This is a genomic window from Arcicella sp. LKC2W (genome assembly GCF_034931005.1).
Classification (GTDB): domain Bacteria; phylum Bacteroidota; class Bacteroidia; order Cytophagales; family Spirosomataceae; genus Arcicella.
This window is the reverse complement of record NZ_JAYGIN010000009.1, coordinates 96,775-121,903: the sequence shown is the minus strand read 5'-3', so window position 1 is coordinate 121,903 and position 25,129 is coordinate 96,775. Positions and strand designations below refer to the sequence as shown.

At 34.3% G+C, this 25,129-nt stretch carries 26 protein-coding genes; 21 read left to right on the top strand and 5 right to left on the bottom strand.

Features of this window, described 5'->3' with window-relative positions:
* Positions 1–135 precede the first annotated feature (135 nt).
* The gene (locus VB796_RS08895; protein WP_323346176.1) at positions 136–2,595 is read right to left on the bottom strand and encodes an FtsX-like permease family protein; all 2,460 of its coding nucleotides are present in this window, start codon (positions 2,593–2,595) and stop codon (positions 136–138) included.
* 25 nt (positions 2,596–2,620) lie between these two features.
* The gene (locus VB796_RS08890; protein WP_323346175.1) at positions 2,621–5,002 is read right to left on the bottom strand and encodes an ABC transporter permease; all 2,382 of its coding nucleotides are present in this window, start codon (positions 5,000–5,002) and stop codon (positions 2,621–2,623) included.
* A 284-nt stretch (positions 5,003–5,286) separates the two neighbouring features.
* Between VB796_RS08890 and VB796_RS08885 the strand changes: the two genes are divergently transcribed.
* The 8 genes from VB796_RS08885 (at position 5,287) to accC (ending at position 12,609) form a co-directional block, all read left to right on the top strand.
* On the top strand, positions 5,287–5,973 hold the full coding sequence (locus tag VB796_RS08885; protein ID WP_323346174.1) for a DUF177 domain-containing protein: 687 nt from the start codon (positions 5,287–5,289) through the stop codon (positions 5,971–5,973).
* 42 nt (positions 5,974–6,015) lie between these two features.
* Positions 6,016–6,210, top strand: a complete 195-nt coding sequence (rpmF, locus tag VB796_RS08880) for a 50S ribosomal protein L32 (RefSeq protein WP_109743353.1) — start codon at positions 6,016–6,018, stop codon at positions 6,208–6,210.
* 263 nt (positions 6,211–6,473) lie between these two features.
* Entirely contained in the window at positions 6,474–7,412 is a 939-nt protein-coding gene (gene plsX / locus VB796_RS08875; protein ID WP_323346173.1) for a phosphate acyltransferase PlsX, read from the top strand.
* Between the two features lie 179 nt (positions 7,413–7,591).
* Entirely contained in the window at positions 7,592–8,581 is a 990-nt protein-coding gene (locus VB796_RS08870; protein WP_323346172.1) for a beta-ketoacyl-ACP synthase III, read from the top strand.
* 79 nt (positions 8,582–8,660) lie between these two features.
* On the top strand, positions 8,661–9,824 hold the full coding sequence (locus VB796_RS08865; protein ID WP_323346171.1) for a hypothetical protein: 1,164 nt from the start codon (positions 8,661–8,663) through the stop codon (positions 9,822–9,824).
* A gap of 210 nt (positions 9,825–10,034) precedes the next feature.
* Positions 10,035–10,601, top strand: coding sequence for an elongation factor P (gene efp / locus VB796_RS08860; protein WP_323346170.1), 567 nt, complete (start codon positions 10,035–10,037; stop codon positions 10,599–10,601).
* Between the two features lie 89 nt (positions 10,602–10,690).
* Complete coding sequence (gene accB / locus VB796_RS08855; RefSeq protein ID WP_323346169.1) at positions 10,691–11,146, top strand: acetyl-CoA carboxylase biotin carboxyl carrier protein; 456 nt, start codon at positions 10,691–10,693, stop codon at positions 11,144–11,146.
* A gap of 119 nt (positions 11,147–11,265) precedes the next feature.
* A complete protein-coding gene (gene accC / locus VB796_RS08850) occupies positions 11,266–12,609 on the top strand; it encodes an acetyl-CoA carboxylase biotin carboxylase subunit (protein ID WP_323346168.1) in 1,344 nt (447 codons plus the stop codon).
* 191 nt (positions 12,610–12,800) lie between these two features.
* Here the strand turns inward: accC and VB796_RS08845 are convergent, their stop codons facing one another.
* The 3 genes from VB796_RS08845 to VB796_RS08835 are packed head-to-tail and all read right to left on the bottom strand — an operon-like array spanning position 12,801 to position 14,072.
* Positions 12,801–13,166, bottom strand: a complete 366-nt coding sequence (locus VB796_RS08845) for a hypothetical protein (RefSeq protein WP_323346167.1) — start codon at positions 13,164–13,166, stop codon at positions 12,801–12,803.
* Positions 13,167–13,170: 4 nt separating this feature from the next.
* The gene (locus tag VB796_RS08840; protein WP_323346166.1) at positions 13,171–13,668 is read right to left on the bottom strand and encodes an HIRAN domain-containing protein; all 498 of its coding nucleotides are present in this window, start codon (positions 13,666–13,668) and stop codon (positions 13,171–13,173) included.
* 32 nt (positions 13,669–13,700) lie between these two features.
* Positions 13,701–14,072 (bottom strand): helix-turn-helix transcriptional regulator, encoded by a 372-nt coding sequence (locus VB796_RS08835; RefSeq protein WP_323346165.1) that lies wholly within the window; start codon positions 14,070–14,072, stop codon positions 13,701–13,703.
* Between the two features lie 153 nt (positions 14,073–14,225).
* Between VB796_RS08835 and VB796_RS08830 the strand changes: the two genes are divergently transcribed.
* The 13 genes from VB796_RS08830 (at position 14,226) to VB796_RS08770 (ending at position 25,010) form a co-directional block, all read left to right on the top strand.
* Positions 14,226–14,441: a hypothetical protein gene (locus VB796_RS08830; RefSeq protein ID WP_323346164.1), complete on the top strand. Its 216-nt coding sequence runs from the start codon at positions 14,226–14,228 to the stop codon at positions 14,439–14,441.
* Between the two features lie 351 nt (positions 14,442–14,792).
* Positions 14,793–15,191, top strand: coding sequence for a hypothetical protein (locus VB796_RS08825; RefSeq protein ID WP_323346163.1), 399 nt, complete (start codon positions 14,793–14,795; stop codon positions 15,189–15,191).
* 11 nt (positions 15,192–15,202) lie between these two features.
* Positions 15,203–15,415 (top strand): hypothetical protein, encoded by a 213-nt coding sequence (locus tag VB796_RS08820; protein ID WP_323346162.1) that lies wholly within the window; start codon positions 15,203–15,205, stop codon positions 15,413–15,415.
* The gene (locus VB796_RS08815; RefSeq protein WP_323346161.1) at positions 15,408–18,287 is read left to right on the top strand and encodes a DUF3854 domain-containing protein; all 2,880 of its coding nucleotides are present in this window, start codon (positions 15,408–15,410) and stop codon (positions 18,285–18,287) included. Before VB796_RS08820 ends, VB796_RS08815 begins: the two co-directional genes overlap by 8 nt.
* 396 nt (positions 18,288–18,683) lie before the next feature.
* Positions 18,684–18,890 carry a hypothetical protein gene (locus VB796_RS08810; protein WP_323346160.1) on the top strand — a complete coding sequence of 69 codons (207 nt, stop codon included), beginning with the start codon at positions 18,684–18,686 and terminating at the stop codon, positions 18,888–18,890.
* 37 nt (positions 18,891–18,927) lie between these two features.
* Positions 18,928–19,758: a hypothetical protein gene (locus tag VB796_RS08805; protein ID WP_323346159.1), complete on the top strand. Its 831-nt coding sequence runs from the start codon at positions 18,928–18,930 to the stop codon at positions 19,756–19,758.
* Between the two features lie 37 nt (positions 19,759–19,795).
* Entirely contained in the window at positions 19,796–19,981 is a 186-nt protein-coding gene (locus tag VB796_RS08800) for a histone H1 (RefSeq protein WP_323346158.1), read from the top strand.
* Positions 19,982–20,091: 110 nt separating this feature from the next.
* Positions 20,092–20,697 carry a hypothetical protein gene (locus VB796_RS08795; RefSeq protein ID WP_323346157.1) on the top strand — a complete coding sequence of 202 codons (606 nt, stop codon included), beginning with the start codon at positions 20,092–20,094 and terminating at the stop codon, positions 20,695–20,697.
* Entirely contained in the window at positions 20,687–21,019 is a 333-nt protein-coding gene (locus VB796_RS08790; RefSeq protein ID WP_323346156.1) for a hypothetical protein, read from the top strand. Before VB796_RS08795 ends, VB796_RS08790 begins: the two co-directional genes overlap by 11 nt.
* Positions 21,016–21,345 (top strand): hypothetical protein, encoded by a 330-nt coding sequence (locus VB796_RS08785; RefSeq protein WP_323346155.1) that lies wholly within the window; start codon positions 21,016–21,018, stop codon positions 21,343–21,345. The genes VB796_RS08790 and VB796_RS08785 overlap by 4 nt, the downstream gene beginning before the upstream one ends.
* Positions 21,326–22,525 carry a phosphoadenosine phosphosulfate reductase family protein gene (locus VB796_RS08780; protein ID WP_323346154.1) on the top strand — a complete coding sequence of 400 codons (1,200 nt, stop codon included), beginning with the start codon at positions 21,326–21,328 and terminating at the stop codon, positions 22,523–22,525. The genes VB796_RS08785 and VB796_RS08780 overlap by 20 nt, the downstream gene beginning before the upstream one ends.
* Before the next feature lie 202 nt (positions 22,526–22,727).
* The gene (locus VB796_RS08775; protein ID WP_323346153.1) at positions 22,728–23,258 is read left to right on the top strand and encodes a hypothetical protein; all 531 of its coding nucleotides are present in this window, start codon (positions 22,728–22,730) and stop codon (positions 23,256–23,258) included.
* A gap of 18 nt (positions 23,259–23,276) precedes the next feature.
* A complete protein-coding gene (locus VB796_RS08770) occupies positions 23,277–25,010 on the top strand; it encodes a hypothetical protein (protein WP_323346152.1) in 1,734 nt (577 codons plus the stop codon).
* Positions 25,011–25,129: the final 119 nt, after the last annotated feature.

Here is a 25,129-nt window from a genome sequence, read left to right as displayed (position 1 = left end):
TTTTTTCGGTTATTTGAATGTGTAAACTGAGGAGATGGAGAAAGGTTACAGTAGAATTGAAAATATTTTAAAATTATTTTTTAGACATTTCAACGCAGGCAGGGTTCAAACCCTGCCTGCGTTAATATTCAGTAATTATTCCGTCCTCAACGATTTCACAGGATTGGCAATTGCCGCTTTAATGGCTTGGTAACTCACTGTTAATAATGCAATTATAATGGCAATGATTCCTGCTAAAGCAAAGAACCACCATTCGATATTGATTCGGTAGGCAAAATCTTGTAACCATTGATTCATAAAATAATAGGCAATCGGACTGGCAATAATGATGGCAAGGAGTACCAATTTGATAAAATCTTTCGATAAAAGTCCCACAATTTGCTTGACACTCGCCCCTAAAACTTTTCTGATGCCAATTTCTTTGGTGCGTTGCGTAGTGGCAAAAGCCGCTAATCCAAACAAGCCTAAGCAAGAAATTAAAATGGCAATTGCCGTTGCAGTATTCAACAATTGAGACATTTTCTTTTCCGCATCGTAAAATTTAGCAATGGTTTTATCAAAAAATTGAGGTTCAAAAACTTGTTCACTTTCGGGATAAACTTCATTATATGCCTTTTTCATTTTTGCTAAAACTGCCGTTATGCCCTTTTCGGAAGTATTTTCGGACTTAATTTTTACGCTAATATTCACCGCTTCTTTGGGTTGAGAAACAATAAATAAAGGTTGAATCACATTGTGCAAAGACCTAAAATGAAAATCAGCTACCACACCCACAATCGGGAATTTCATGGGATTACCTTTGGTGTCCCAATAATTTAACATTTTACCAATGGCATCTTGCGGTTTTTTTAGTCCCATAGCCTTTACAAAAGCCTCATTAATCACAAAATCTTTAGAAGTATCGCTTTTGCTGATATTTTGCCCTGCGATGATTTTCAAACCATACATCGGAATGAAATTTACATCAACCGACCGCCGATGTGGGTCAAATTCTACTTCTTGTTTGCCATTGAAATATTTGAGTCTTTGGGTTGAGTAACCATTTTTTGCGGCAGCATCGCCAATACTAATTGTCTCAATTTCAGGGATTTGCTTTAATTTTTGGATTAAAACGTTTTTCTTGTCGCCGTTCTCGTGCCAATCTGTTGGGAAATATACGATGGCATCTTTCTTAAATCCCATGTCTTTGGTAAGCATAAAACGACTTTGTGCGGCTACCAAAATTGTTCCCAAAATGAATATTTGCGAGAAAGTAAACTGAAAAGTAATCAGCGATTTACGAAGAAATACGGTTTGATTTTGTCCGCTTGGTAATTGATTTTTGATAGATGAAATCGGATTATAAGATGAAATAATCCAAGCAGGATAAAGCCCAGAAAAGAAGGCTGTTACAACCAATATTGTCAACAAAAAACCTAAAATTTGAGGTTGAAAAACGTCAAAATGTAGATTTGTCGGAATAAAATCGTGGTAAGCCCAAAGGATTGGTTCAACCAAAATAACCGAGAAAAACACCGCTACCGACGTAATAACAAAGGTTTCGGTCATAAATTGGAAAATCAAACTCTTGCGACTACTCCCCAAAACTTTACGAACGCCAATTTCTTTTATTCGATTGATAGACTGTGCCGTTGATAAATTGATGAAATTGATGGTGGCAATCAAAAGCAAGAAAATGGCAACTCCGATGAGGATATACAAAGTTGGCAAATGAACCGTTCTACCATAATTTCCTTGCAATTTGGTATTAAAATGCACGTCCGTAAGTGCTTGGAGTTGCAATGACCGTCCGTGATTCCATTGGTCTTTTTGGTCTAAATGTTTCAGCAGAAATTTAGGAAATTGAGCATCCATTTTATGGACATTTGTTCCTTTGGTAAGTTTCACAAAGGCTTGTGAACTCGAATTGGTATTCGTCCATTCGTCTAAACTAAATTCATGTCGCCAATTTTTAGCTTCAATACTTTTAAAGGAAATAAAATCGTTGAAAGTAAAATCTGAATTTTTAGGTTGTGATTTTACGACACCCGTAACCGTAGCCACCAGCGAATCCCGATAATAAAGTTTACGTCCGATGGCTTGTTCAAGTGGAATTTTACCAAAATATTGTTCCACTTTTTGGTCAGTTAAAACTACCTCATTGGGCGAAAGGAGTGCCGTTTTGGGATTTCCTTGTAACCATTCGTATTTAAAAATATCAAAATATTCAGATTCGCAAATGATAATATCAGATTCATCTTTGGGTAATATTTTCTTGTTCTGTTTGCCAGTTGCTATAGTTACACTGCCCCAAAAAGCATGAAATGCCGTTACTTTTTCGATACCTGATAATTCCTTGCGTATCGCCAAAGGCATTGGTGCAGAAATGCCAGAATTTTGATTAAAACTGCCATCTAAACCCTTAAATCCAGAAGTTACTCGATAAATTCTGTCACGCTCGGGTTGAAAATTTTCGTAGCTAAATTCAAAGCTCACAAGTAAATAAATGACCAAACAAGCACTAATGCCGATGGATAAACCAACGACATTGATGATACTGTAAACTTTATTTTTCAGAAGATTTCTGATGGCTATTTTTAAGTAGTTTCTAAACATTTTTTTGTCATTAAAAGGTAAATATCTACTCCGTTCTCAATGATTTTACAGGATTTGCCAAAGCCGCTTTTATAGCCTGATAACTCACTGTCAATAAGGCAATTGCAATCGCTACAATCATAACCATCAGAAAAACACCCGCTCCAATACTGATTTTATATTCATAATCTTGTAACCATTGTTGCATTATGTAATAGGCTATTGGTGAGGCAATTACAATTGAAATGATAACCAATTTTAAGAAATCTCTTGATAATAAAGTTGTAATATTCAACACACTTGCCCCTAATACTTTGCGAACGCCAATTTCTTTGGTACGTTGTTCTGCCATAAACGAAGCCAAACCAAATAAGCCCAGACACGAGATGAAAATTGCCAAAAATGCAATTACCAAAGATAAATTTCCAATCAATTCTATATAATTAAATTTCTTGGCGTATTCTTCATCTGTAAATTGATAGTCGAACGGAAATCCTGGATTATATTTATCAAAAATGGGTGTCATTTTTTTGATAGCCTCCGACGCTGAAATATTGGGATTAATTCTCAAGCAAATACAGTTTACCCAAGTTTTTGAAAACACAACCGTCAAGGGCATTACCGCTTGAAATGGAGAATCCATCTGCATATTCGGTACAACACCTATGACTTTAAGGTCACGCCCATCCCATTTTAGCAGTTCGCCAACAGGATTTTTAAGACCCATACGTTTTACGGCAGCTTCATTCAAAATAACGCCCGATGAATCGGTAGAAAATTCAGTAGAGAAATCTCGTCCTGCTTTTAATTTTATACCAATGGTTTTTGCATAATCGTAGCTGGTCGCAATCGTTGAAAAAATCACCGATTTATCTTCTGGTCTTGCCCCTTTCCATTCCCAACCTCTGTTATTACTCCAAGTTGTATAAGGCGGTGATGAAGTTTTACACATCGAAGAAATTGCCCCAGAAGCCATTAATTCATTTTGCAGTATGCCGTAGTTTTTCATCAAATCATTAGAACTAAATACCGATATTAAACCCTTATTGTCGTAGCCAATTGGTCGATTTTTACCGTACTGAATTTGTTGGTAAATAATAATGGTTCCAATCATCAAAGCAATTGAAAAGGTGAATTGCAATACCACCAATACTTGGCGTGGCAATGAAGCACTTTTCCCCACTCTGATTGTGCCTTTTAGTACCCGTACAGGGTTGAATGATGATAAATAAAGTGCAGGGTAACTGCCTGCCAAAAGTCCCGTGAAGACAGTAAATGCTATCATAACACCCCAAAAAAATGGATTGCTAACTTGTAATGTTATCGCTTTTTCAGTGAGTTTATTGAATGAAGGTAAAGCTAATTCTACGATACCAATGGCAAAAAATAAAGCCACGAATGAAATCAGCAAAGATTCGCTCAAAAACTGCCCAATCAGTTGTTCTCTACCCGACCCCATTGCTTTACGAACGCCCACTTCTTTAGCTCTTTTTTCAGAACGTGCAGTGCTTAAATTCATAAAATTGATACAAGCAATTACCAAGACAATCAGACCAAAAATCCCAAACAATCTTACATATTTAATAAAGCCACCTGTGTTAATTCCATCTGTAAATTCATTGTAGAGTCTCCATTTTGCCATTGGATGAATAAAAACAGCAGGTTTTACGCTATTTTCCATCAACTTATCTCCTTTGAAATGACTCAAAACCACATTTTTTATTTGGGCAATAGTATTTTCAGGATTAACATTTCCCTTTAATTGAACAAAAACTTGAAACGAATTATTTCCCCATGTATTGAACTGAATATCAGGGTTTATTTTCTCTTGTAAATGCCAAGGCATTAAATAATCAAATTGGTAAGAAGCATTTTTAGGCTGTTTTTCAACCACAGCTGTTACTTTCAAATCTACCTGATTATCCATTTTCAAAACTTTCCCAATGGGGTTTTGTTGACCAAAAAGAATTTGAGCAAATTCATCTGTTAAAACAATAGAATAAGGTTCTTTCAAAGGTTTTTTATCTCCTTTTAATACATTTAACGAAAACATATCAATGCCTTCTTTGTCCAAAAAATGACCAACCTTATTAAATTTTTGATTGCCAATGACCAAAGAATGTCCACCTCCCCAATCCGACATTGCTACGGCTCTGAAGTCAGGATATTTAGCTCGTAATTCTTCACCCATCGGATACGGAAGGGCATCTTGCGTACCTCTATGACCGTCAAAAGTTTGGTGCATTTTAACTTGATAAAGCGTTTCAAAGTTTTTGTGATGTTTATTAGCAGATAATTCATCAATAATCCAAAGCCCAATAAGCATAGCAACCGCCATACCTACCGCCAATCCAGCAATATTGATAAAAGAATAAACCTTATTCTTGATAAGATTTCTAAAAGCGATTTTTATATAATTCCGCAACATGATGATAATAAGTTTGAGACAAAATTTATTTATTAACATAAACAAATTCCTATGAAATACACTTGAAATTTAATAGACCAATCTTGTGCCATAAAGATAAGTGCTTGATAATGTGTAGATTGTGTGTATAGTGTAAGTAAAAAGTGTTCGTTTTCGGACACTTTTTGTGCGTTAATAGGACATATTTCAATAAGTGATAAATGGTAACTAAGAACTAATTTTAAAACATTCCTTTTCTTTCTAAAAAAAACTCATTAATTTTGCAGTCTTTTCAATGAAAGTCTGTGAAAAAGAGCATCTTAAATACTTATAAAATTGACATATTTCGCCTCGAAAACAAGCAACATTTGCATGAATTTGAAGGTGATGATGATTTTTTTGTATCACTTGAACAAGATTTGATTTCTAAAGGAAACTTTAAAGCAAACATCGTTTTAGATAAAAATGAAACGATGATTCAAATGGTTTACAAGATAGTTGGTAATGTAGAATTAACTTGTGACCGTAGTTTGGATACCTTTGATTTTCCTTTCGATATTACTCAGAAAATGATTTTGAAATTTTCTGACCGTACCGAAGAAATCACAGAAGAATTAATGTTGATAGACCGTAATGCACAGTATATCAACGTTGCTCAGGATATTTTTGATTTTATTGGCTTGCAAATTCCAATTAAGAAGTTGCATCCAAGATTCACCCAAGATGAGGTTACGTATGAAAGTCTGATGAAAAAATTTGAAGACGAATACGAAGAAGAAGAATTGGGAGAAGATGAAGATGATGACGATAATTTCGATTTTGGTGATGATGACGATGATTTTGAATGGAATGATGAAGAGGTAGAGGATGAAGGTGAAATTGTTTATTCAACGCTCAAAGGAGATGATGAAGACGATGACGAAATTGAAGAGTCCACAGAAAAGCCGATAGACCCACGTTGGGCAGCTTTAATGAAATTAAGAGAAAATTAGTATTAAAATAAATAAAGAATCATAAATTAAGGAAATAAAGAAATGGCACATCCTAAACGCAGACACTCGACGACTCGTAGAGATAAAAGACGTTCACACGACTTCGGTACTCCAAAGACCATCACTACTGACCCAACGACTGGCGAAATTCACTTACGTCACCGTGCGCACGTATTTGAAGGAAATCTTATGTACAAAGGCAAAATGGTAGTTGAAGGCTACGCAGCTCAAGTATAAGATAAACTAACTATTGATTAATACTCAATTTCCAATCAACAAAATTCAGTTTTAAAGTAATGGTGTAAATCAAATTATTTTAAAATTTGCAGATTGTTTAACAGCGAATTGAACATTATAACAATAACATCCTGATAGTTTCAAAGATTGAGATATTTTAAAATAAACTCAAACTTTGAAACTATTTTTACGAAAAAATACTGTTTAACACTTCATAAACTGTTATTTTTGTGGTCAGATTGTTTAACCAGAAAAATATATTAATGAAGATAGGTATTGATGCAATGGGCGGAGACTTTGCTCCCAAGGCAATCGTAGAAGGAATCATTTTAGCAGCTAACGAAATACCTGCTGACACTACCATCGTATTGATAGGTAAGGTGCAGGATATTCAGCAAATAATTGATAATCAGAACTATAAAGGGACTAACATTGAAATTGTTGAAGCAAATGAGACTATTGAAATGGGTGAACACCCTGTTAGAGCATTACAATCTAAACCCAATTCCAGTATCGGAGTTGGGTTTAAACTTTTAAAGACAGGCGAGATTGATGTCTTTGCTTCGGCGGGCAATACAGGTGCAATGATGGTTGGGTCGTTATTTTCAATCAAAACCATTGAAGGCGTTCAACGTCCACCAATTGCTGGATTTGCCCCACAAATTGACGGTAAGTTAGCCGTGATTTTGGATATTGGTGCAAATGCCGATGTAAAACCAGAAATGCTTGCTCAATTTGGAGTATTAGGCTCTATTTATGCTGAAGCCACGATGAGTATTGATTCTCCGAGAGTAGCTTTGATGAATATTGGAGAAGAAGAGGAAAAAGGTTCATTGGTCGCTCAGCAAGCTTATAAATTAATGAAAGAAAACTCTTCTATTAATTTTATAGGAAATATTGAAGGAAAGGATTTTTTCAAGGGAAAAGCAGATGTTATTGTTACAGATGGTTTTACTGGAAATATTCTTCTGAAAATGGGCGAGTCTCTCTACGGAATTATGAAAGATAGAGGAATTAGAGATGAGTTTTTGGATAAAACAAATTACGAAGCTGTGGGGGGCAGTCCGATAATTGGGGTAAACGGAAATGTCATAATTGCTCATGGTTCGTCGTCGGCAACGGCGGCAAAAAATATGGTTCACCTTTGCCGTAAGGTGGTTGAATCTAAAGTTACTGAAAAAATTAAAGAAGCATTACGGTAGGTTTTTTTAGGTATTAGGTCGTAGGTATTAGGTATTAAGTTAAGGATTTACAAACGTATTTTGGGGTATTAATATGACTCAGTTTTATTAATACATTTACAAATCCTTAATTTTGTCCATCACCCAACAGCGGAAATTCGCCTGCCTAATACCTAATCCCTAATACCTCAAAAAACATTATGACCAAAATTACTGCTGCAATTACAGGTGTACAGGGATACGTTCCCGAAGATATTCTTTCGAATGCTGACCTTGCAAAACTTGTTGATACCAATGACGAATGGATAACTTCTCGAACGGGAATCAAACAACGTCATATTTTGAAAGGAGAAGGAAAAGGAACATCTGTAATGGCAATCGAGGCGGTTAAAGGCTTATTAGCTAAAACCAATACAAATCCCGAAGAAATAGATTTGCTCATTTGTGCCACTATTTCACCTGACCATTTTTTTCCTGCAACTGCTAATATCATTGCTCATGCCGTAGGTATTCCACAAGTGGGTTCTTATGATATTGCTGCTGCTTGCTCTGGTTTTTTGAATGCCCTTACAACAGGTGCAATGTTCATAGAATCAGGACGGTACAAAAAAGTAGTTGTGGTTGGAGCCGATAAAATGTCGTCAATTGTTGATTATTCAGACCGTACCACTTGTGTACTTTTTGGAGACGGAGCAGGGGCTGTTTTATTAGAAGCAAATTATGAAGGACTTGGTATTCAGGACTTTATTTTGAAGTCGGACGGAGCAGGAGCAAACCACTTGATTCAAAAAGCAGGTGGAAGTGCATATCCGCCAACTCATGAGACGATTGATAATAAATGGCATTATATTCACCAAGAAGGTCAGGCAGTTTTTAAATTTGCTGTAACCCGAATGGCAGATGTTTCAGCCGAAATTATGGAAAGGAATAATTTGACGGGCGACGATATCGCTTTCTTAGTACCACACCAAGCCAATAAACGTATTATTGACGCAACGGCAAATAGAATGGGAGTGGGGCCCGAAAAAGTAATGATGACCATTCAAAAATACGGAAATACAACCGCAGCAACCATTCCATTGTGTTTGTGGGATTATGAGTCTCAATTGAAAAAAGGAGATAATTTAATCTTAGCTGCCTTCGGAGGTGGATTCACTTGGGGAAGTATTTACTTGAAATGGGCGATTTAGGGTTTTGAATTAAGAAACCTTGATATAAATAGTGAAATATAGTACAAACAATTAATTTATACCACAAGATTTAAACAAAATGAGAAAATTAATATTACTCGTACTGTTATCAACCACTATAATATTAAACTCTTTTTCACAACAAAATTTCGTAAAAGGGTATATTGTTACAAATACAGGAGATACACTTCAGGGTAATATTGATAATAAAGACTGGTTGAAAAATCCTGCTTCTATTTCTTTTATACATAATATAAATAACAAAATAGAAAGGAAAAACCCTCTACAAATAAAGTCTTTTTACGTGAGTGATAATAATGAACTTTATGAAAGCCATAAAGTTTCAATAGACCTTTCTCCTTATGAAGATAAAAAAATTTTAGAAGCGGGTATTACAACAGAAACCAATTTTGTTGTTCCAGATACAACGCTTTTTTTGAGAATTTTAGTTAAAGGAAGTGCGACCCTATATTCTTTTACAGATAAAGATAAAAAACAGCATTTTTATTTCTCAAAAAAGGGCGTTAATACTGTTGAGGAGTTAATTCTTCAAAAGTCGGTATTCTTTAAAAATGGAGTGAAGTATTTAGGAGAAAACAAGCTATATAAAACTCAACTTACATTTCTTAATGAATGTGATATTACACAAACTTATCCAATGTTAGCCTTTACTGCTGATGATTTAGAAAGGTTTTTTAAGAAATATAATCAATGTGTTGGAGACAAGACCGTAGTAAGTGAAAAAAAAGGAAAAAGTTCAACAGAAATTTCTATAATGGCAGGTATTTCTTCAACAACGATAAAACAAAATTATTTTACTGAAACTACACAAGATATATATCCGATAGTTGGAATTGGATTGGATTACGTAATCCCTCGTAATAGAAATAGATGGCGTATTGGAGTTGAGACTTGGTTGCAAAGTGCTGGGCAAAGAAATAAAACATATACAAGTTTTGTCAAAATTAATTTATTATTTAAGTATCAAATTCTGGCAAATCAAGGTGTAAGACCTTATGTTGCGGCAGGTTATGGATTTGGTAAATTACTTAAATCTGATAACTTTAGTTCAATTTCCAACTTTTTTATAAATACAACAGGCTTTTTGGCTGGATTTGGCTTGACAAAAAATCGTTGGGCATTTGAAATACGTGCTGAAAAAATGGCTGATATGATGAACTGGTTATATATTGCACAGGATGCATATAATTACAACGTGTTTTTAAAGTATCAAATACGATAATTTTAATAACGAAAGTATGTACTTAATGTCGCAAAACCTCACCCCCGACCCCTCCATCGGAGAGGGGTTGGGGCGACCGTCGCACGAGTGAGGTTTTTTCGACTCAAATTTAACCTGCGACACTAAGTATATACTTCCGTTTAATAATATTGAAATAAAGAAAATACCAAAGTAAACAAATATCAGCAGATAGCTGATAACTAAACAAAAATGGCAAATACCGCAGACATTAAAAACGGATTAGTAATTAAATACAACAACGATTTGTTTTCAATTATTGAATTCCTTCATGTAAAACCAGGGAAAGGTCCAGCCTTTGTGAGAACAAAATTGAAATCTTTAACTTCTGGAAAAGTAATTGACAATACCTTCAACTCAGGTGTAACAATTTACCCTGTACGTGTAGAACGTCGTGCTTTTCAATATCTTTATGCCGAAGAATTTGGTTTTACGTTCATGGATAATGAAACGTTTGAGCAAATTACTGTCAATAAAGAAATGGTTGAGGCTTCGGACTTGATGAAAGAAGGGCAAGAAGTTGAAATTTTGATTAATACAGAAACTGATTTGCCTATTTCTTGCGAAATGCCAATGTTTGTTGAGTTAGTAGTGACTTATACAGAACACGGAATCAAAGGTGACACAGCCAATGCCCCTAAAAAACCTGCTACTGTTGAAACTGGAGCAACAATTACTGTTCCGTTGTTTATTCAGACAGACGAAAAAATTAAAGTAGATACTCGTACTTATGAGTATGTTGAAAGAGTGAAAAATTAATTTTGGGTTTTAGTGCTTAGGTTTTAAGAGTTAGGTTTGTCGCCAACCACTAAAACCTAAATACTAACTCCTAACCCCTAATATAAAACATGGAAAATAAAGAAATTCAAAAACTCCTTGACTTTATTGCACAGTCAACGCTTGATGAGGTAAATATTGAAACCTCAGAATTAAAATTATCAGTAAAAAGATATGGCGTTGCTCCAGTTGTGCAACAAGTAGCCGCTCCAGTAGTAGCTGCACCAGTTGCCGCCGTAGCCGCTCCAGTAGTAGCAGCAGCACCTGTTGTTGCACCTGTTGCTTCAAATAGAGTAACTATCAAATCTCCAATGATTGGTACTTTCTACCGTTCTGCGGGTCCAGATAAGGCTTCATTTGTGGAAATTGGAACAGAGATTTCAAAAGGTAAAACTGTTTGCATCATCGAAGCAATGAAATTATTTAACGAAATTGAAGCTGAAATTTCAGGTAAAATCGTTGAAGTTTTGGTAGAAAATGCAACGCCAGTTGAATTTGACCAACCTCTTTTTGTTGTAGAACAATAATTTAGGTATGAGGTATGAAGTATGAATTATGAGGTGTCCATCACTGATATTATTGTCAGAATTATTAGATGATTGCCTCATATCTCATACCTCATATCTCATACCTCATACCTAAAAAAATGTTTAAAAAAATACTTATTGCCAATCGTGGTGAGATTGCCCTCCGCATCATTAGAACGTGTCGAGAAATGGGAATCAAAACGGTAGCAGTTTACTCAACTGCCGACCGAGAAAGTCTCCATGTTAAATTTGCTGATGAAGCTGTTTGTATTGGACCTCCACCAAGTCGTCAATCGTACTTGAATATTCCTGCCATTATCTCAGCCGCCGAAGTAACAGGGGCTGATGCCATTCACCCAGGTTATGGATTTTTGTCTGAAAATGCTGAGTTTTCAAGAATTTGTGCTGAATATGGTATCAAATTTATTGGAGCAACTGCTGAGCAGATTAATTCAATGGGAGATAAAGCAACTGCTAAAGCAACCATGAAAAACTCTGGAGTACCTGTTATTCCAGGTTCTGAAGGTTTGATTGATACGGTTGAGGAAGCAAAAGTCTTAGCGAAAGAAATTAAATATCCCGTTATCATCAAAGCTACGGCTGGTGGTGGTGGACGTGGTATGCGTATTATCCGTCACGAAGACGAATTTGAAAAACTTTGGGATGATGCCAAAACTGAATCAGCAGCGGCATTTGGAAACGATGGACTTTACATGGAGAAATATGTAGAAGAGCCTCGTCACATTGAAATTCAAATCGTGGGTGACCAATTCGGTACAGTTTGTCACTTGTCAGAGCGTGATTGTTCGATTCAACGTCGTCACCAAAAACTTTGTGAAGAAACGCCTTCTCCAGCTCTTACGCCAGAAATACGTGAGCTTATGGGTATTGCAGCCGTAAAAGGTGCAGCAGCCATCAAATATGAAGGTGCAGGAACGATTGAATTCTTATTGGATAAAAACGGAGACTTCTATTTCATGGAAATGAATACTCGTATTCAAGTAGAACACCCAATTACAGAAGAAGTTACCGATTTTGACTTAATTAAGGAGCAAATCAAAGTGGCAGCGGGTGTAGCTATTTCTGGACAAAATTATTTCCCGAAATTATACGCCTTAGAATGTAGAATTAATGCTGAAGACCCTTCAAATGGATTCCGTCCATCGCCAGGAAAAATCACTAATTTACATTTGCCTGGTGGTCACGGAGTACGTATTGATAGCCATGTTTATTCTGGATACACCATTCCACCAAACTATGACTCAATGATTGCGAAAGTGATTGTATCGGGTCAGAGCCGTGAAGAAGTGCTTTTAAGAATGAAACGTGCTTTACAAGAATTTGTGATTGAAGGGGTTAAAACAACGATTCCATTCCATATTAAATTGATGGATGATGAACGTTTCAAATCAGGAAATTTCACAACTGCTTTTATGGAAGGTTTTGATTTGACTAATTTGTAAGAAGATAGAAAAAAGTAAAAAGCCCTTGAATTAATTTTCAAGGGCTTTTTTGTTCCGAAAAGTTTAGCTTAAACAGATTGGCTATAAAACAAAAAACCTCTCATTGCTGAGAGGTTTTGTTAACCGACATGATTCACAATCATTATTGACTACGAGCGTGTTATATAAAATTTGAAAGTAAAAACCGTTTTTTATTGACGTTGACGAGCAAAAATCATTTGCTGAGAATACTGAGACGAATTTGCAGAACCAGCTGCATTAGCGGAAACAAAAGTCCAACCTTGCGACGACATCCAGTTCATAGCATCAATTGCAGTATTAAATTTCACAATCCTTCCATTTTCATCTTTAATCATATCTCTTTCAAAAATTCCTCTCTTTTCTCCATAATCAACAGAAATCGTAACTTTATTTGACATTAACCTTGGTTCAATAATTAACATTGCATATTCCTCAACAGGTCTATCCATTTTTTTAAAACTACTATAAATACCGATTAACAATAAGGCTAAAATGATTAATGGAAGTGGCTTGTACATACTGTTTAAATGTTTCATAGAATTATTCTTTTACTTTATTTATGATTATTTGTAACTTAAAAAAATCTTTGCGACGACCATCATAATGATAAATGGAAGCTGAATATTCACCCAATAAAATTTCATAAACTTCATTACAATACTCTCTTGGAACAAAGCCGATGAGAAATCCTTCATAGTATATTTTTATGGCATTTTTATCAGCTTTATTATTAGGGTCAGGGATTAACTCTACTATTGAACCTTTTTTAAACTTCTTAACTAAACTTGCTTCATTATATTGAAAGCCTGCACAATTGATTATTAAATCATCATTTACATTTAAGATGTCATCAATCGAATTATCTTCAAAGTATGAGTCATTAAGTTTTTCCCACATTTCGGGAGAAATTTCAATTTTATTATCAATTATATATGGAATCTCAACTTTTTTAGATTGTTGAATAAACTTATTATCATTCCTTTTTATAAAATATAAAACAACTACTATTATTGACAGTAGCCCAATAAATTCAAACATATAGGTAGATTTAATTTATTCTAAAAAATATTTTATTGATGAAGTGTAGAAGCTTGATGAATAGGGCTTTCCGCCCTGATATTTTGTGCCTCTAACATTTTTATTTTTTCTAATCGATATTGTGCAACTTCTTCAAGTAGCTGATTTTTTTCAACTAACAACTTTTCATAATCTTTTCTTGAAACCATCTCATCATGGCCTAAATCTCCAAGTAGCAAAGCTTCTGTAATACCTAAACTATTAAGTATTTTTTGTTTTGTAGATAAACGAGGATTCTCAGATTCAAAATATTTTAAATATCCTTGATACGACACTCCTAATTTCTCTGCTTGTTTATTTATTGCAATACCCTTCTCTTCTATATATTTTTTTAGAGCTTGACCGAAGTGTTTATTTATATTCATTCTAAATTAAGGCAATAGTTAAATATTTTGGTTAAAATAGTTGAATATATTAAACTATTTTTTAACCTTTGTATCGTTATATATGTAACGATACAAATATAAATATTGAATCAACCATATACCTAACAAAAATCAATAATTCTATTAAACGGTATGTCTAAAACAGCAACAAGAGAACTTAAAGAGGAATTTAAGTCAATAAAAGATAAGCTACCAAACGAATGGATTTTTGCTTATATCGAAAAGTTTCACGCAAATGATAGAGGCATTATTCCAGTAAGAGTTGATAGAAACTTACAAAATATTAGTAAAGGAGTAGCAACTCCTTCTCCAACTCAAATGAAGAGAATTAAACAACTAATACTATGATTTTAACAACTGCTTGCCTTTGCATTTTCCTAATAGCCTTCGCCATTGGAATGGCTTACGAACAAACTAAGGATTTAAAACGATGGCTTCGAAACCATCAAAAAAAATAGGTTATCTAATTACGCTTGTGTACAAATACCATCTGGTCATACCATTGAAGTATTTAAAACAGTAGTGTGCCAGCCATCACACTACTACTATGGAAGTTTGTACGGCCCTTCCAGAAAAGTTCTTTCCTGCCGACATTTTTAAACGTAATCAAAATTTTGACTACGTGGTGTGTTAGTGATAGAAATAACTGGGTGAAACTTTCACCCAGTTATTTCTTAACCTTTTAAACAATTAGAAATCATGAAAACATCATTCAAAATCACAAAAAGTGCAGTCCAGTTGATTCAAGAAATTAATGCTGGAGAACATAAAAAATGGGCAGCTGATGAGGTTAATAATAACCTTGAGTCTCTAAAGTTTTCTAAGCAAATCTGTCTAAGAAAACTATCTGAAGCAGATACTCATAAGTCAGTAAGACAAGAGCTTTCAAGCCATCACGAAGCTATTCACAAAGCAATTATTTTGCTTGAGAATAAACCTGCAATTGTTCCATATTCTTACCGTGAAGTAAGATATGAAATGAAAAACACTAATGAAGTAGTTGAAATCAACGAAAATGAAATGCCTTTCTGGATGGACATTGTTGTGGGTAGTTTAGTTGTAGCAATGATTTTCACCGTGATTCACTTGCTAATCTAATCCATACGACGATGGTAATTAACAAAAAATCTGAGAAAGATAAACTGGACAAACAAATGGCTTTTGTAAAGTCCCAAATAACAGGCTGGGAAAATTTCAGAAAACAAGTTAAAGACCCCAATAATTTATTAACAGCTGAGAAAGAGATTAACTACAATAGAAAGCTCTTAATAAAACTTCAAGAAAATTATCAAAAATTCATTACCGATAACCACAATGAGTAATAAGAAACTTAATAAAGACTCCAATTCTGATAACATAGAAACCTATCAAAAGGAATTCAAAGCCTTTCTTGATCAATACGGAATATCTGAAGAGGATAATTTACTCCAGTTGGCTGTCGATGATGAAACTCATGGTGGTAGAACAAACTATTTTTCTGTTGAAAGTAATTACGGTAATCTAAGAATCTTATATCCGACCCTTGACAAAGGTGTTTACACCTACGAAACTGGTACAAAAAACACTCCAACCAAGTGGCTATATCGTGAGAGACTCCGTGAGCCGATGGATGATACAAAATATCTGCATCCAGCTGGAGCAGCTCTTGTACCATTCTTTCCGAAAGGTATAATTGAGAAGTTTCAAGATAGTACAACGATTCCTATTTTGTACGTTACTGAAGGTGAAAAGAAAGCTTTCAAAGCTAACCTTTTGGGTTGTGATATCATAGCTATTCCAGGAATTCAAGCCTTCATAAACGGTAAAGGTTCAAAGGACCTTCACAGTGATATTGCAAGGCTGATAAAACGGTGTAAAGTAAAGACAATTGTCTATCTTACAGATGCAGATACCTTTACTATCCGCTGGGAAGAAAACAAGGATTTAAGCTTACGACCCGCTCAATTTCTTTCAGCTGTACAGAAGTTTACTCATGCTTGTGAAACCCTAATGAATGATGATAATTCTACACTCAAGAGAGTGTATTTTATGTCAATCAAAAAAGAATTTATAGAACATGGTAAGGGTTTAGATGATTTACTGATCCACTTTAAGGATCAACAAGACAAGATATTAGATGACATTAAGAAACTTGACAAAGCCAGTGAATACTTTGCAGGCCTAAACGTTGGTCAGAAGTCTGAAAAAATGCTCAAGATTTACTTTGGTACAAACCATGTAAATACTTTTTATCAGACCTACGGAGAATATATTCAGCAAAGAAATTTCGTTTGGAAAGGCACGGCTTTTGAGTTTATCGACGGTCAATTCATGCCAGTCGTTTTGGATGATTCTCGAAACGAATTATCATTCAGATACGGTAACGAACTGACAACACTACTCAGACAAAATCAGGAAAAGCAAAGAGAAATGGTTTCCAGATGGAAGCTTCAAGCCCTCAACTTTGGAGTAATTGAAACCGAATACGGATATTTTGAAGCATCATTTAATTACTCAGAAAGAGTAATTGACCTGAATCAAATATCAAATTTTACCCTCAAAATCCTCTATCATATCCGAATGGCAAACGGAGCAAAAAGAGTAATTGAACTAACCAACCACCGAAACCGAAAAGCTAATATTGATATTGAAACCAAACAGCTTACTTCTCAAGGTTTGTTTAAGGAATTTACTGAGGCTCAAGGTGATTACAGATTTTGGGGTTCAAAAGCAATCTTTGAGAAACTAAAAGGTAAATGGTTTGCTGATGAAAAACCTTGCTTTCAATTAGATACTTTAGGCTGGTATAAAGATGGATTCTTTACGTTTGCCAATGGTGTCTTAACTGACAAATTCAATGAAGTTGATGAGCATGGAATCGTAACGATGGACGAAGCTAATTACTTTATTCCTTACTCAAAGCCAGCCGATGACACTCAGTATTTGAATGAAAGAAAATTCACCTTTAAAGAAGGCAAAGTTAAATTTGAGAATTGGGCAAACCTCTATTACAAAGCTTTTGGAGATGCCTCAATGGTAGTCATGTTGTTTTCAGTTGCTTGTATTTTTTCGGATGTGATTTACAAGTTTAGAAATAATTTTCCTCTTTTGTTTCTCTACGGTGAAGGTGGTTCGGGAAAGTCAACTTTGGCCCTCAAAATACAAATGCTTTTTGGTGATCCACAACCACCGTTGAAGCTTTCAGAAAAAGCCAATACTGACAAGGCCAAAATCAGAAAATTAGCTCAGTATGTCAATGCAGTGGCAGTGATGGAAGAGTTTGTAAACTCATTAGAGATGTCTGTTATCAAAACCTTAACAGGTATTTACGACCGCTTCGGTTATGAACGTTCAACCTTAGGCAGTCGATACGGTTCAGAAACCGTACCAATTAACTCAGGTGTAATCATCACAGGTAACGAATACCCAGCTGATGACCCTTTATTACAACGTTTGATTTTGATTGACTACAATACTAACATCCGTTCTGAAGAAACGATTAAGAATTTCAATGCTCTTCAGGAGCTGGAGGAAGATGGTGTAACAAGTGTACTTTGTGAGTTGCTCCAGAATAGAGAATTGATAATTGGAGAATTCAGAGAGTTTTTTAAGGAGGAGTACAAAAATAGCAGAGAGAAGTTTGCCGACGTTGGAGCTCCAGACCGTATTCTGGAAAATTACTCTATCATTTCAACGATGTACAAGCTACTTGAAACGAAATATCAGTTGCCTTTTACACATGAAAAACTACTTACGTATATGAAACTAACGTTAGTTTCACAAACGGAAAAAAGAGATACTGGAGGAACAATACAACAGTTTTGGGATATTATATTATTCCTTCATAACCAAGGATTGGTTCAGCATTGCAGAGAGTTTGAAATGATTGACAGTAGCAGAATAGCAATCAAAGTGAAAGATATTCATGCTTATTACCTGACAAAGCATTATGAAATTCACCGAAAGCCTGGACTGATGTTAGCAACCTTGAGACAAAAATTAAAGGACTGGAACGGCTTTCTTGAGCATAAGGAATCACATAGAATGACAGGACAGCAATCTGTGACCTCTGTAATGGTATTTGACTACAAAAAGTGCAATATTTATTTAGCCAGTAATTTGGAATACAAGCGGAATAAGATTGCTGAAGCTGAAAGAAACTTGCAAAAAGTTGATTCACAATTACCTTTTGATACAGCAGAACCGAAGTTTTAAAAGAAGTTTCCTACAAAATAGGGTGCTTTTCCTACAAAGTGTAGTTTTTGTAGGAAACAGTAGTATTTAGTCTAAAGAATTGAAATTTAATAGGTTAGCCATTTTAGGCTGATTTTAGAAATATAAAAAATGAATATTTTTAAAAAAAAGTTAAAATATCCATTCCTACAATTCCTACAACTCCTACAAATTTTATAAGAAACTGATTATTAATATTTTATTCTTTTTAAAACATATATTTTCTATTTAAAAAGTGTAGGAAACGTGTAGGAAATGTAGGAGTTGTAGGATTGTAGGAAAAGTAGGAAGGCAATATGTGTGTGTCTGTTTTTTTTGAGTAATAATATTTTTTCTAAATAAATATCATGTTTCATTCAATTCTAAAAATAGTACAAGATGATACCTAAGCTAAATACGTTCTGGTACAGTGAAAAACAGAACTCCGTAATCTATATCTCAGAGTATTATTATCAAGGCACTGGAGATAAAGCCCATGTATCACACATTAAAGTAGCTGATTTTGCAACCCTAAAAACATTATATTTTTCGGTTAAAGATATTCAAGCAGCTATCGACTCAGGAAAGCTTATACAAGTAGGTTAACATATTCCAAATCATTCACAATTAAATAACAATTTTCATGACACAAGTATCAAATTGGAGAACACTCCAGCAGGAAAGTATTGGCGAAAAAAAGCCAACGTTAAATGTTTTTGAACGTTTAGAAGTAAGATTAAACACAACACCTGAAGGTGAAATTACACCAGTAATGGTATCTACAAAATTAGAAAATGGAACATTTGTAGATACTCCAGTTCCTTCACTCAAAGGTTTTTACATTGGTTCATTTATGATTTTTGAGGCTTGGGATAATATCGGTAAAATAAGGTATCAATCAAGTCCATATTTCACCAACGAAAATCATGTCTATATCAATGATAAAAACAAAAGCATTCAAGGAATGTATTCCGTTGAAGAAGGTAAGAATTTATTGATCAGAAAAAATCTTAATCCTTCCGTAAAGTGTATTGTGGTGATGGCTACACCTCAAGGGATTGTTACCATAAAAACTAACTCATACTTGTGGATTCAATTGTTTTATCCATTTGTGAAAGCCCAAACCCATTTGGACTATATGTTTGAATTATCTCCAGTGAGATTCAAACCAAAGGAAGAACCTTTCATGAATATTCAAGAAAAGTATTATGAGAAGATGGACGAAAAAAATTATCCAGCTTGCTTAAAAGTTGTTCAGCAGGAAGTGATAACTCCAAAGCTTGAGAATCAATTGAGGTTAGATATAGTGTATAAGAATTTTCTTGACTACAAAAAGCACATTATTTCTCAAGTAAAAATCTCAACTCCAGCTCCCAAAGCTCAAGCTCCAATTTCTACCAATCCACAAGCTTCAGCTTTACCATTTGCTGTTGTTGGTGATGGAACGGCTCAGGATGACGATTTACCATTTTAATTTTCAATCAATTTTTTAACAATAAACAAATACAATTATGAAAGCTTACGATGAATTAAAAGCACTTGTGAACTCTTTAGAAGAAGATGTCATCAAGTTTGATGAAGGTGGAAATGCAGCTGCTGGAACAAGAGTCAGAGTTGCATTGCAAAAAGTAAAGAAAGATGCTCAAGCATTAAGAACTACTATTCAAAATATTAAAGAGGATAGAATCAATGCTTGAAGAGAATCAGAATACCTCCAGTTCGGAGGCTATTAATTAAAAAAGTCAGGTAGTGTTCAATCCACTACCCGACTTCAATCGAATTTTTAAAACTCAAAAACAAAAGTAAAATGAATATTTCAAAATCAACAGCAAATGATATTACGAAAAGTATTCTTAGATTAAATCAGAAAGAAATTGATGATTTGAAGAAAGAGTTTGCAGATAAATTAAGAACTGAATATTTAAAAACAGTCCCTTCAAAAATAAAGGATGTTTTTAAAACAAATGATAATGTTTTTTTGAAATCTACAAATACTATAAAGTTATGTGGTAACGGATGGAACTATGTTGAAATTCATGTAGATAGGATTCCAACAGATGAAATTTACATAGTAAACTTTACTCCAGATGAGGATATTTCTAATAAATTAATGCAGGAGTATAATCTAATACAAGATGCAGAAAAAGCTTATAATGGATTATTTATTCAAGTTGAATCATTACTAATTAACCTGAGAACTTACAAAAGAATAACAGAAAATTTTCCAGAGGCTATACCATATTTACCAAAGATTAATAAAACTGAAGTAGCTATAAACATTCCAGATATTCTTAGTCAGATTAAGAAAGATGATGGTCAACAAATAGAAGCACTGGGAGAAGTGTTAAATGAGTTAGAATCTCAAATGTTTGAAGAAGGCTCAGAAGAAAAGGAGGTGAGTAATGGAAATTAATTTCAGCATCAAAGCAGAGTCAACAATGAACCTTAAGTTAGATGAATTGACAAATAAAGCTATCCTAAGTGAAGTAGATGTGGCTTTTTCTTGTGATGATTTAGGTATGTTAACTGTTTTTTTGGATGATGATGCTGAAATGAATCAAGAAGGTTTTAAAGCTTTGTCAAATGCTTTTATTCAAGGTTTGAGAGCATCTATTGAAAGAGGGCATAAATCTAAGGTTTGGGATAAAGAAGAGCATATTTCTTGGATGATGAGTGAATTTATGAGAGCAATCTCTCAGCAAGTCAAGGTTGAAACTTATGTAGGAAAAGAGTGAGCTACTACCAAACCCGACTTAACCAATTGGAAGTCAGTAAGCAAAAGTTTGCTGACTTCCTTAAAACTGGAGAAATAGAAAAGGCAAATCAAGTAGTTAGAGATGCTTCATTTAATTGTAATTTCTTAGGTAAGAATGTTATAGTTGAGTTTTCATCACTCCTCCAGTTAGCAAAAGACACCGCCAGCGACGTAAACGAATTACAGGAATTTGTAAAAACTAATTTAAAATGTCCTCATTGTGATGATTTTATAGGTATAAGTCAGTATAGCCTAAAAGCACACATTGGACGAAAACATAAGAAAAATGTCAAGAAAACAACTTAGCTTTTGGGACTCTGAGAGAGTTACCTTAGACGAATGTATAGAGCTGACAATAAGGAGTTTTCAAGCGTATGCAAATGACTATAAACACTGGTGCATTGCTTGGTCTGGTGGAAAAGATTCAACTGCATTATTGACACTTACTATTGCTTTGATAGAATCGGGACAGATTCCAAAACCTAAGTCGTTGACAGTTTTATATGCAGATACCCGTATGGAATTAACACCACTTCAATATTCAGCATTTTCTATTATCAATCAATTAAAAGCAAGAGGCATTGATGTTAGGGTCGTAACAGCAGAAATGGATAAACGGTTTTTAGTGTATATTTTGGGTCGTGGTGTACCACCTCCGAATAATAATACACTTAGATGGTGTACTCGACAGATTAAGTTAGACCCGATGCAGACAGCAATTGATGAACTTTATAAAGAGTTTGGTGAACGTCTTTTAATTTTGACTGGTGTAAGACAAGGAGAATCGGCGGTTCGTGATGGTAGAATTGCAATGAGTTGCGGTAAAAATGGTGCCGAATGTGGACAGGGATGGTTTCAGAAAGATTTATCTGATACTGTTGGAGCAAAATTAGCTCCTTTACTTCATTGGCGAGTTTGTACAGTTTGGGATTGGTTAAAAATATTTGCTCCACGAAAAGAACATGGCTGTTGGCAAACACAATTGTTGGCAGATGCTTATGGTGGTGATGAAGCTGAAGAAGTAAATGCCAGAACTGGTTGTATTGGCTGTCCTTTAGCGAGTCATGACAAAGCACTTGAAACTATTATTCAAATGCCACAATGGAATTATCTAAAGCCATTGATGCACCTACGGATTATTTATAACGAAATGCGATTAACTAAAAATAGGCTTAGACAACCATCTGGGAAAAGACTTAAATCAGGAATATTAGCAAAAAATCAGAATCGTTTAGGTCCTTTAACGATTGAATCCAGAATAGTATTTCTAAATAGGATATTAATGATTCAAAAGCTAATTAACGAATGGGCTGAAGTTAGCAACAAACCAAAAGTTGACATTTTGAATGAGCAAGAAGTTGATAGAATCAAATTCCTGATTGATAATAATCAAATGCCAAACGGGTGGAATGGTGATGAGCCTTTAGGAACTGAAAAATTTATTCAGGTTTTTCAAGATGGTAGTAGTCAACCTTTATTATTTTAATAACACTTAATGTATGATTTCAAAAGAAACAATGAATCTTATTGCTCAAGTTTTAGCAATTGAATGTCTAATTATTTTAATAGTATTTATCCTTTTATACAGATTTACGAATATGTTTAAGGACAAAAGCAATGAGTTTTAACTCATTGCTTTTGTCCTTTTTGAGCCATCATAAAGCCTTTATTTTTCGGAAAAAAAGCTGATGGCAGTTATTGATAATAGTCCAAAAATCATTTCTTTCAAACTCCGTGCAGGTACAACAATTGTTGTTCCCATTAATTTTTTCACTAAAAATCAAGCTGGAGTAAGCATTCCTTTAGACATTTCTTCTCTCAATTTCAAGGTAATTGGCAAGCTGAAAGGCTCAAATACTTTGCTACTCAATTCAATCTTTGATGCTTCAGATCTTAACTCAACAGCTACTGGGGTTCGTCAAGGTGTTTTTCTTTCGGAAGCTGCTACCAATAGGATCATTTTTTTCTATGATTTTATTGCTGATGACGATTTACTTGCTACAGCTCCCGAAGGAGAATTTGAATTTACTATTTGGATGACTGATGCAGTTGGTACAAACAATAGTATTGCCGTCATTAATGCAGATTGTAAAAGTAATTATGGAATAGAATTACTTGATAGTGAAATTGTGAATGGTGACATTAACGTAACCTGTATGACAAACAATGTTACGGTAAACTGTAATGTGAGAATTATTCAAATGCCAACGGCTTCTTAATTATAAACAATTCAATCAATGAAAAAAATAGCATCAATTGTATTACTGTTTTTGAGCTTTATTACTCAAGCTCAAAACTTACTTTCAACTACTGATTTGAGTAATGGTTTATATCGGTATCGTTACATGACAGCCAGTAAACGTTGTCCAAGTTGCCCAGCTGTAAAAGTGGGTTTTGATTTAACGATAGATACTCTTGAATCTTACATGAATAAACGCATTAAAATTCCTGTAAATTCAGTTTTAAATTTATCTACTTTTTTTAGTAACACAGATAATAAGATTCAACGAATTGACAAAGAATTATCTCCATTGTTAATTTCTAATGCAGTAGATATTTCTAATTGTACAAATTACTGGGCTTTTGGCGATAGTTTTACGGCATATGGTACCAACCCGTACAGTTTTATTTTAGCAAATAAATACGGATTGTCTTTAACGAATAAGTCTTACCCTGGCAAGGGAATCTTTAAAGTATCATCTTCTATTAATTCAGACTTTGTAATAGGTACAAAAAAAACACTAATATCAACATTAATAGGATTTAATGATTTGCGTAGAGGTGGTAATAATGTAAAAACTTTTAATAAAATTAAGTACGGTTTGCAAACTGTTTTTGCGAATCAGTTTTTAGCTTCTGCGATTCCTGCAAATAGTTCATTAATAACAAAATCAGGGACTTGGAGTGAAAATTCTTTTTCAGGAATTGGCGGTAAGGCTTCGTTTATTGGTGGGAATGGAATTTTTACTAGCACAGTAAATGATTTTATAACTTATTCATTTACGGGGGATAACGTTGTTGTTGGAACAATTGTAACGGATGGAGTTACACAAGCAAGCGGGAATTTTGATATACTAATTGACAATGTTTTGTATCAAAATTTTAATTGCAATGGTCTGACGGATGGTATTTCGGATGGGGATTATGATAATACACGAAACCCTACTACAATATTTATTACAGGACTAACAAGCGGCAGCCACACCCTAAAAATAGTTCAAAAGTCGTCTTCTAATATTTACATAGACTATATAGGACAATTAAAAGCCCCTCAGCTATGTTCTCCTGTGATAGTGGGATTAGTGCCCCGTATGAACCCAACTGGTTACGCTACATCGCCAAGCGCATCAAATGATGCGGTCGTAGATATTGCTAATCAGTATATTTTAGAAAGTATTGGAAATTTATCTGGATACCCTATTTCATTCGCAAATGTTGATAGATTTTATGACATTTCTAAAGATGTAGATACAGATAATATACACCCGAATTCAAGAGGACAAATTGATATTGCAAACGCTTTTGCGAAGAATATTAATTGTACTAAACCAGATAAGTTTTTTTCAACTGGAGAATTAACGGGAACAATTGCAAACAGTTCATCTTCTATATTAACACTTGTACCAAAAGTAACACAGGGTAGTGGGACACTAAGTAGCACCGTTTTTACTTCAACTAAAAATTCAAAATATAGGATTTCTTTTGGTGTTTCTCTGAGTGGAACAACGACCAGTAGCGGAAGAATTATTTTACAAATAAGCGGAACAAACGGAAATTTTTTAACTAACCCTAAAAACCTTTTAGTTCAAAATGTACCTAATAATTCAGAGCAATTCCAGGGAGGGACAGTAAGTTGCGACGTCATATTAAATGTAGGTGAAACAATATCGCTTTCTATTTACCAGACTTATGCGACATCTTCAGTAAGTGTTTCGCAAGCTAATAGTTTTTATACGATTTCAGAACTTTAAATTTGAGATTAGCTTTACCTAAAATTACTTTTAGGTAAGGCTAATTTTTTGTATCTTTATGAAAAATATATTTGTAATATTTCAAGAATATTTGACTATTTCTGAAAAATAAACACATC

Coding starts and splice junctions, on each gene's coding strand:
- VB796_RS08895 (WP_323346176.1), bottom strand. CDS start 2,595: ATGTTTAGAAACTACTTAAAAATAGCCATCAGAAATCTTCTGAAAAAT.
- VB796_RS08890 (WP_323346175.1), bottom strand. CDS start 5,002: ATGTTGCGGAATTATATAAAAATCGCTTTTAGAAATCTTATCAAGAAT.
- rpmF (WP_109743353.1), top strand. CDS start 6,016: ATGGCACATCCTAAACGCAGACACTCGACGACTCGTAGAGATAAAAGA.
- plsX (WP_323346173.1), top strand. CDS start 6,474: ATGAAGATAGGTATTGATGCAATGGGCGGAGACTTTGCTCCCAAGGCA.
- VB796_RS08870 (WP_323346172.1), top strand. CDS start 7,592: ATGACCAAAATTACTGCTGCAATTACAGGTGTACAGGGATACGTTCCC.
- VB796_RS08865 (WP_323346171.1), top strand. CDS start 8,661: ATGAGAAAATTAATATTACTCGTACTGTTATCAACCACTATAATATTA.
- efp (WP_323346170.1), top strand. CDS start 10,035: ATGGCAAATACCGCAGACATTAAAAACGGATTAGTAATTAAATACAAC.
- accB (WP_323346169.1), top strand. CDS start 10,691: ATGGAAAATAAAGAAATTCAAAAACTCCTTGACTTTATTGCACAGTCA.
- accC (WP_323346168.1), top strand. CDS start 11,266: ATGTTTAAAAAAATACTTATTGCCAATCGTGGTGAGATTGCCCTCCGC.
- VB796_RS08845 (WP_323346167.1), bottom strand. CDS start 13,166: ATGAAACATTTAAACAGTATGTACAAGCCACTTCCATTAATCATTTTA.
- VB796_RS08840 (WP_323346166.1), bottom strand. CDS start 13,668: ATGTTTGAATTTATTGGGCTACTGTCAATAATAGTAGTTGTTTTATAT.
- VB796_RS08835 (WP_323346165.1), bottom strand. CDS start 14,072: ATGAATATAAATAAACACTTCGGTCAAGCTCTAAAAAAATATATAGAA.
- VB796_RS08830 (WP_323346164.1), top strand. CDS start 14,226: ATGTCTAAAACAGCAACAAGAGAACTTAAAGAGGAATTTAAGTCAATA.
- VB796_RS08825 (WP_323346163.1), top strand. CDS start 14,793: ATGAAAACATCATTCAAAATCACAAAAAGTGCAGTCCAGTTGATTCAA.
- VB796_RS08820 (WP_323346162.1), top strand. CDS start 15,203: ATGGTAATTAACAAAAAATCTGAGAAAGATAAACTGGACAAACAAATG.
- VB796_RS08815 (WP_323346161.1), top strand. CDS start 15,408: ATGAGTAATAAGAAACTTAATAAAGACTCCAATTCTGATAACATAGAA.
- VB796_RS08810 (WP_323346160.1), top strand. CDS start 18,684: ATGATACCTAAGCTAAATACGTTCTGGTACAGTGAAAAACAGAACTCC.
- VB796_RS08805 (WP_323346159.1), top strand. CDS start 18,928: ATGACACAAGTATCAAATTGGAGAACACTCCAGCAGGAAAGTATTGGC.
- VB796_RS08800 (WP_323346158.1), top strand. CDS start 19,796: ATGAAAGCTTACGATGAATTAAAAGCACTTGTGAACTCTTTAGAAGAA.
- VB796_RS08795 (WP_323346157.1), top strand. CDS start 20,092: ATGAATATTTCAAAATCAACAGCAAATGATATTACGAAAAGTATTCTT.
- VB796_RS08790 (WP_323346156.1), top strand. CDS start 20,687: ATGGAAATTAATTTCAGCATCAAAGCAGAGTCAACAATGAACCTTAAG.
- VB796_RS08780 (WP_323346154.1), top strand. CDS start 21,326: ATGTCAAGAAAACAACTTAGCTTTTGGGACTCTGAGAGAGTTACCTTA.
- VB796_RS08775 (WP_323346153.1), top strand. CDS start 22,728: ATGGCAGTTATTGATAATAGTCCAAAAATCATTTCTTTCAAACTCCGT.
- VB796_RS08770 (WP_323346152.1), top strand. CDS start 23,277: ATGAAAAAAATAGCATCAATTGTATTACTGTTTTTGAGCTTTATTACT.